This is a genomic window from Stenotrophomonas sp. GD03777 (assembly GCF_029842485.1).
GTDB classification, from domain to species: domain Bacteria; phylum Pseudomonadota; class Gammaproteobacteria; order Xanthomonadales; family Xanthomonadaceae; genus Stenotrophomonas; species Stenotrophomonas sepilia.
In genome coordinates this window covers 1-6,753 of the sequence record NZ_JAOCGL010000153.1, presented here as the reverse complement: position 1 = coordinate 6,753, position 6,753 = coordinate 1, and the positions used below count along the sequence as shown (strand labels likewise).

General features: G+C 68.0%; 5 protein-coding genes. 2 read left to right on the top strand and 3 right to left on the bottom strand.

What is annotated here, in order from left to right; genetic code table 11:
- On the bottom strand, window positions 1-1,170 hold a 1,170-nt coding region (locus N5E02_RS19560; RefSeq protein ID WP_279946641.1), incomplete at its 3' end, for a DUF4785 domain-containing protein.
- An 11-nt stretch (window positions 1,171-1,181) separates the two neighbouring features.
- Window positions 1,182-2,060 (bottom strand): hypothetical protein, encoded by an 879-nt coding sequence (locus N5E02_RS19555; RefSeq protein ID WP_005421112.1) that lies wholly within the window; start codon window positions 2,058-2,060, stop codon window positions 1,182-1,184.
- A 261-nt stretch (window positions 2,061-2,321) separates the two neighbouring features.
- Here N5E02_RS19555 and N5E02_RS19550 point away from each other — a divergent pair, with 261 nt between their 5' ends.
- Entirely contained in the window at window positions 2,322-3,161 is an 840-nt protein-coding gene (locus N5E02_RS19550; RefSeq protein WP_164230490.1) for a phosphatase PAP2 family protein, read from the top strand.
- 112 nt (window positions 3,162-3,273) lie between these two features.
- Here N5E02_RS19550 and N5E02_RS19545 read toward each other — a convergent pair whose 3' ends face one another.
- Complete coding sequence (locus tag N5E02_RS19545) at window positions 3,274-5,544, bottom strand: TonB-dependent receptor (protein ID WP_279946640.1); 2,271 nt, start codon at window positions 5,542-5,544, stop codon at window positions 3,274-3,276.
- Window positions 5,545-5,703: 159 nt separating this feature from the next.
- On the opposite strand from N5E02_RS19545, the gene N5E02_RS19540 reads away from it, so the two are divergent.
- The gene (locus N5E02_RS19540) at window positions 5,704-6,720 is read left to right on the top strand and encodes a TIGR00266 family protein (RefSeq protein WP_005421115.1); all 1,017 of its coding nucleotides are present in this window, start codon (window positions 5,704-5,706) and stop codon (window positions 6,718-6,720) included.
- Window positions 6,721-6,753: the final 33 nt, after the last annotated feature.

Sequence of the window (6,753 nt, the reverse complement as noted above, 5' to 3'; positions counted from 1 at the left end):
CGGTGCCATCCGGCTCTGGTCCTGCAGCTGCAGGTCGCGCAGCTCGTACGGTGCGCCAAAACCGGCCGGCAACGCGGCCTCGCCGAACGGCAGCACCAGCTGGCCGGCGCCTGGGCCATCGAACCACGCGGCTGCATGTGCCTGCGCGACCGGCTTCATCCGGCCATCGCGGGCCGTGGCATACAGCGTGCCGCGTGCCTCGTAGCGGCCTGCCGCAGCCACCTGCAGCGGCAGCGCCACCTGGCGGCTGGACGGGTCCGGTGCTGCCTGGCCACTGAAACGCGCGGTCGGCCGTGCCACCGCGAAGGCCACCTTGCCATCGCGCAGCACGCCATCGGCCTGGGCGAACACCTGCAGCTCCCACAGCCCCTGCACGGTGCCGATGTCGGTCGGGATCCGCACCTGCGCGCGCAGGCTGCCATCGGTGGTGCGCAGCAGGCGCTGCGGCCAGCTGCGGCCATCCGGTGCGACCAGCAGGGCTTCACCCCCCAGGCCGCCACGACGCGATGCCAGCTGCGCGGTGGTGGCGCCGTCTTCCAGCAGGCGTGCCTGCAGCTGCACGTTGCCACCGGCCAGCACCTGCGCCTGGTTGGCCTGCACTTCCAACCGCAGCGGGCTGTTCGGCTCCAGCACCTGCACCACATAGCGGCCCTGCGCCTGCGTGCTCTGCAGGGTGTACGCACCGGCGGCACTGGTCGCGCCGGTGCGCAGCATGCTGCTGCCATCACTCACCGGCATGCCGGCATCCTGAAGCGCGCGCGCATCGACACTGCGGGCCACGCTGCTGCGGCCAGCCGGGTCGCGCACCTGCAGGGTATTGGCCGGCAGCGCGCGGGCTCCTGCGGCCGGACTCAGCTGGATCACCGCATCGGGCGCCGTCAGCGGCAGGTCCAGGCCGCGCTGCAGCTGCGTGCCATCGACCTGCTGCCAGTAACTGCGGCTGACCGAGGCATATGGCGTGGCCGCCTGCAGCGGCTGCGCCGGGTCCAGCGCCCAGGCAAACGACAACGGCGCGTGTTCGCTTTCATCGGCAGGCAGCGGCGCGGCCACCAATGCGGCAGGCACCTGATCGCCCGCGCGGGCCGCCTGCAGAGGCTGCGCGGCCTTCGCGGCGGAAAGGGACAGTACTGCCAGCACCGCACTGGCCAGCAGGGTGGAATGGGGCGTCATGGTCATCTCCCTCACTGGGTCAGGTCGTTGCGCAGCAGGGTGCCGAGGCCGAAGCACTCGCGCCGGCTCTGGTTGTGGCTGAGCGGTTCTGCGCCCTGGGTGCGCGCTGTGTCGGTGAACCAGGTGGTACCGGCCGCCTTCTGGCTGCTGCACTCCAGGAAGCCATCGGAGCAGGACGACAACCAGTTCTGGGTGAACTCCAGGCCAACGTTGGCGGCATAGCCACCGCAGTAGCTGTTGCTGTCCCACACCGCCGATTCCACGTCACTGCCGACCACCGCGCGGAACGGCCTGGGCAACGCCGGGCGACCGGCAGTGCCGTACAGGTTCTGCGCGTTGTAGGTGGCCATGCTGGCCACCTGCTGCTGGCGTACCGCGTCGTTCTTGTAGCCCAGCAGCCAGCCCAGTGACGTTTCGAAGGTATTGCCGTTGAGCACCGCATCGGCCAGTGGCGTGCCCGCCGAAGACGGTGCCAGTGCGTTGACCTTGCGCACCGTGCGGATGATCTTCGGATAGCGGCTGTCGTACGTCGGATTGGACAGGATCCAGCGCATCACGTTGCCGCCGTTGGAATGGGTAATCACCACCAGCTGGGTGATGCCTCGGCTGTCGATGAAACTGGTCAGCTGGTTGGCCAGGCAGCCGGCGGCCTCCGGTTTCCACATGTACTGGGTGAAGTCACAGTTGATGACCACATAGTTGCTGCTGTTCGGCAGGCCCTGGCGCACGGTGTCGATGATCGCCGGCTGCCAGTAGTCCTGGGTGGCATTGGTCTGCGCGCCGGTGCCATGCACGAAGGCCACGCCGACCACGTCGGCGGCCTGCGCCGGTGCTGCTGCCAGCCCCAGAAGCAGGGCCAGGACGGTACTTCCTGTTGCGGTGCTGCGCATCGCTTCTCTCCCTCTGTCTTCGGATCCCCCCGACCCGGCTGGAACTGGACGGCCCCTGGTGCCTGCCGATGTGCCGATGCTCACGGTGCGGCCGCGTGAAAGTCCGTGCGCTGCGCCCGGATTCAGCAGACTGGCACCCTTCGATGACGTTCTTCATCTCCTGTGATGACCATGCCGGGTCTGGCCGTATGACCGATGGCCACTGCGGTGCCGCGCACGGGCTGCGATCATGACGCGATGTTTTTCCTCCGGAGCCCGTCCATGTCGCTGATTTCCCACCCTGCCCGCCCGCTGCTCGGCCTCGCCGTTGCCGTGGCCCTGGCCGGCTGTGCTGCCACGGCCACCAAGCCGACCGCCGTCGAAGCCAACATCACCACCAAGGCCGTGGGCTATCTGGACAAGAGCGCTGTTCCGGCCAGCCTCGATCTGGTGCCGGCACCGCCGGTGGCCGGTTCGGCCGCCCTCGCCCTGGACGAACAGGTCAGCCGTGAAGCCCGCGCGCTGCGAGGCAGCCCGCGTTTCGCCCAGGCCGGCATCGATGCGGAACTCGGCTTCCCCGAAGGTGCAAACCACTTCTCCTGCGCCGCCGACATCGACGTCGATGCGGTGAAGACTCCGGCGCTGTATCGACTGCTGGAGCGCAGCCGGATCGACGCCAGCGCCGCTACCAAGGCAGCCAAGAACCACTACCAGCGCCCGCGCCCGTTCATGGTCAACGGTGAGCCGACCTGCTCGCCGAAGGACGAGGATGGCCTGCGCAAGAATGGTTCCTATCCATCCGGCCACACCTCGATCGGCTGGGCCTGGGCACTGATCCTGTCGGAGATCGTGCCGGACCGCGCCGATGCCATCCAGGCCCGCGGCCGCAACTACGGCGAGAGCCGCCTGGTATGCAACGTGCACTGGCAGAGCGACATCCTCGAAGGCCGCTTCATGGGTGCCGCCGCCGTGGCCCGCCTGCACGACAACGCCGCGTTCAACAAGGACCTGCTGGCCGCACGCAAGGAGATCGCTGCCGCGCGCACGGCCGGCCTGCACTCCAGCCGCGACTGCACCACCGAGAACGCGGTACTGAAGGTGCGTCCGCAGAGCGCGCTGTAGGCGCCTGCGCGATCGGTCATTGCCGGCCAGCGGCCGGCACTACCGGTGGGTGCGAAGCAGAAGGGCCGGCATTGCGCCGGCCCTTCTTCATTGCACTACCGCAGCGACCGCATCAGAACTTCGCGGTGAACTCCACGCCCCAGGTGCGCGGCTCGTTGAGGAAGCCGGTCAGGTTGTTGAAGTCGATCGCACCGACCACGCGGGTCTGGTTGTTCAGGTTGCGGCCGAACACCGCCACGTCGTACTGGCCATACTCCCAGTTGTAGCCCAGGCGCAGGCCGCCTTCCAGCGAACTACGGCCGCGGAATTCCGGCGACTCGTAGATGAAGAAGTTCACCGCGCTGCGGTAGGCCCAGTCGGTGTAGGCGTACAGCTCGCTGCCATCGCTGAGCGGGAAGCCCACGCGCAGGGTCGCGTTGTGGATCCACTTCGGCGCCTGCGGCAGCGGGTTGCCGTTCACCAGCGCGTAGGTCTGGCCGTTGATCACCGTGGTCGGGTCGGTGATGGTGCAGCCGCCGCCGCAGATCGCCACCGCCAGGTTCTTGTCATTGATCTCGGTGTCGTTGTAGCTGCTGCCAAAGGTCAGCAGGACGTTGTCGGCCAGGTAGGCCTCCAGGTCCAGCTCGACGCCCTGGCCGATGGTCTTGTCGGCGTTGAGCAGGGTGGCGGTGTTGTTGGAACCGCCCACGGCGATCAGCTGCTGGCCATCGACGTCGTAGCGGAACACGCTCAGGCCCAGGCGCGCGCGGCGCTCGAACAGGTCGGCCTTGATGCCGGCCTCGTACGAGATGACCTTCTCCGAATCGGCCTGCGACAGACCCGGCGCAAAGGCCAGGCGGCCCTGGATCGACGGCGCGCGGAAGCCCTTGGCCACGCGGGCGTAGGCGTTGATGTCGTCGGTGAGCTTGTAGACGCCGCTCAGGTCCCAGCTGACGTCGTTGACGTCGGTGTTGGCCAGGTACGGGCCACTGACCGGGGTGCCGAACGGAACCGCCTGCAGCACGCTGGCGCTGAAGTCCTTCTTGTCCTGGGTGTAGCGCACGCCGGCACGCAGCTTGAAGCGGTCGGTGACGTCGAAGTCACCCGAGGCGAACACTGCCCAGGCCTTGTTGCGCTGGTTCTGCACCACGTGGCCGGTCTGCGGATTGCCCGGGGCCAGCGAGTCGTAGTTGAAGTTGTTGATGGTCACGTCTTCATCGAAGTAGAAGACGCCGGCCTGCCAGTCGAAGCGGCCCCACTCGTTGGACTCGACGCGGAATTCCTGCGTCCACTGGCGATGGTGCGGCAGGCCATCAGCCGACTCCGAGGAGAACGGAATCAGGCCCGGGCCGTAGTTGCCGGCACCGAGGAAGGCCGCACCGTAGCCACCGTCGATGTCACCGCGGTTGAGCGATTCGGCGGTCTCGTAGCCGGTGATCGAGTGCAGGGTCACCGAGCCGAGGTTCCACTGCAGGCGCGCGCTGCCCCCCCAGGTCTCCAGGTCGGAGAAGTTGACGCCGTCGTTGGCCACCTTGTCGCGGTCGAAGTTCTCGACCAGCGAATTGCCACCCTTCTGGATGATGTTGGCGCGGAACAGGCGGGCGGTGCCGTTGAGCTTGCGCTTGTGCAGGTTGAACAGCGCTTCGAAGTCATCGCCTTCGTACAGGAACTGCACGCGGCCTGCCGCTTCGTCATAGCCTTCGAAGCCGCTGTTGGGCGCGCCCACACGGGTGTTGTCGACCCAGTCGTCACGACGCTGGTAGATCGCCGAGACGCGCGCCGACCAGCGGTCGGTCAGCGGGCCGCCGTAGGCGCCCTGCACGTTCCAGCTGTTGTAGCTGCCATAGCCGACGCGGAGGTAGCCATCGGCATCCTGCGACGGGCGCGCCGAGTCGAACTTGACCACGCCGGCCGGCGTGTTGCGGCCGAACAGGGTGCCCTGCGGGCCACGCAGCACTTCCACGTTGGCCAGGTCGAACAGCGGGAAGCCCTTCAGCAGCGGGCTTTCCTGCACGACGTCGTCGTATACCAGCGACACCGGCTGCGAGGCATTGAGATCGAAATCGGTGTTGCCCAGGCCGCGGATGTAGAAGCGCGGGAAGGCACGACCGTAGGACGACTCGATGTTGAGGCTCGGCACGCGTGCGGCCAGGAAGCGGATGTCATCGCCGGCCGAACCGAGCACATCCAGCTTCTCGCCCTGGATCGCGCTGACTGCGACCGGTACGTCCTTGGCGTTCTCGACACGGCGCTGCGCGGTGACCTGCAGGGTGTCGAGGGCAACCGGATCCTTGGCGGCAGGGGTTTCCTGGGCGGCTGCTACCAGCGGCAGCAGGGCGGAAAGAGCGGCAACGAGAGGGCGCGCGACCGGGAAGCGGCCACGGGAAGTGCGGGTCGGGGACATGGCGGTAGGCTGTGTTTGGAGGGGTGGTAAAACGGCGCTACCAGATAATTGTTGCAATACAGCACCTGCCCCGCAAATGCCGGCCGTTCATGGCCCCGTCGCCCTGCCCCCGGGGCGCTCGCTAGACTCGGGGTTTTCCAGCGCCGCGGAGCCGCCGCAATGACCCAGTGGTACTTCCATGCCTCGGCCCAGGCCGACCGAATCGGACCGCTCGATGACCCGGCCGCGCGCCGTTACGCGCAGGCCAACCCGCGCGCGCTGGCCTGGTGCCAGGGCATGAGCGGATGGACCTCGATTGCCGAAGTGCCTGAACTGCAATCCGCGGCCCCGGGCATGCCCCACACCCCACCCCCGGTCCCCGCCGCCGCCAGCGGCCGCGCCGACGACATCGAATTCCGCATCGTCGGCCATGAAATGCAGTTCGTGGAAATCGAGCTTGATCCCGGCGAGAGCGCCATTGCCGAGGCCGGCGCGCTGATGTTCAAGGACGCCACGGTGCAGATGGATACCGTGTTCGGCGCCGCCAATGGCGACCAGGGCGGCGGCTTCATGGGCAAGGTGATGGCTGCCGGCAAGCGCGTACTGACCGGCGAAAGCCTGTTCGCCACCGTCTACACCCAGAGCGGCCATGGCAAGGGCAAGGTCGCCTTCGCTGCGCCCTACCCTGGGACGGTGCTGGCGATGAAGCTGGACCAGCACGGCGGCCGCCTGATCTGCCAGAAGGACAGTTTCCTGGCCGGCGCGCGCGGCGTGCAGATCGGCGTGCAGTTCCAGCGCAAGATCATGACCGGCCTGTTCGGGGGCGAGGGTTTCATCATGCAGAAACTGGAGGGCGACGGCTGGGTGTTCATCCACGCCGGCGGCTGCGTGGTGGAGCGCGAGCTGGCCGCCGGCGAACGCCTGGACGTGGATACCGGCTGCGTGGTGGCCTACCACCCGACGGTGGACATGGACGTGCGTCGGGTGGCCGGCATCAAGAGCATGCTGTTCGGCGGCGAAGGGGTGTTCCTGGCCACGTTGACCGGCCCCGGCAAGGTCTGGCTGCAGTCGCTGCCGTTCTCACGCCTGGCCGGCCGCATGTGGATGGCCGCACCGCAGGGCGGCGGCCAGAGCCGCGGCGAAGGCTCGGTGCTGGGCGGCCTGGGCCGGATGCTGGATGGTGACAACCGGTTCTGACCGCCTCCGGTCGTGGGGGGGGGGGGGGGGGGG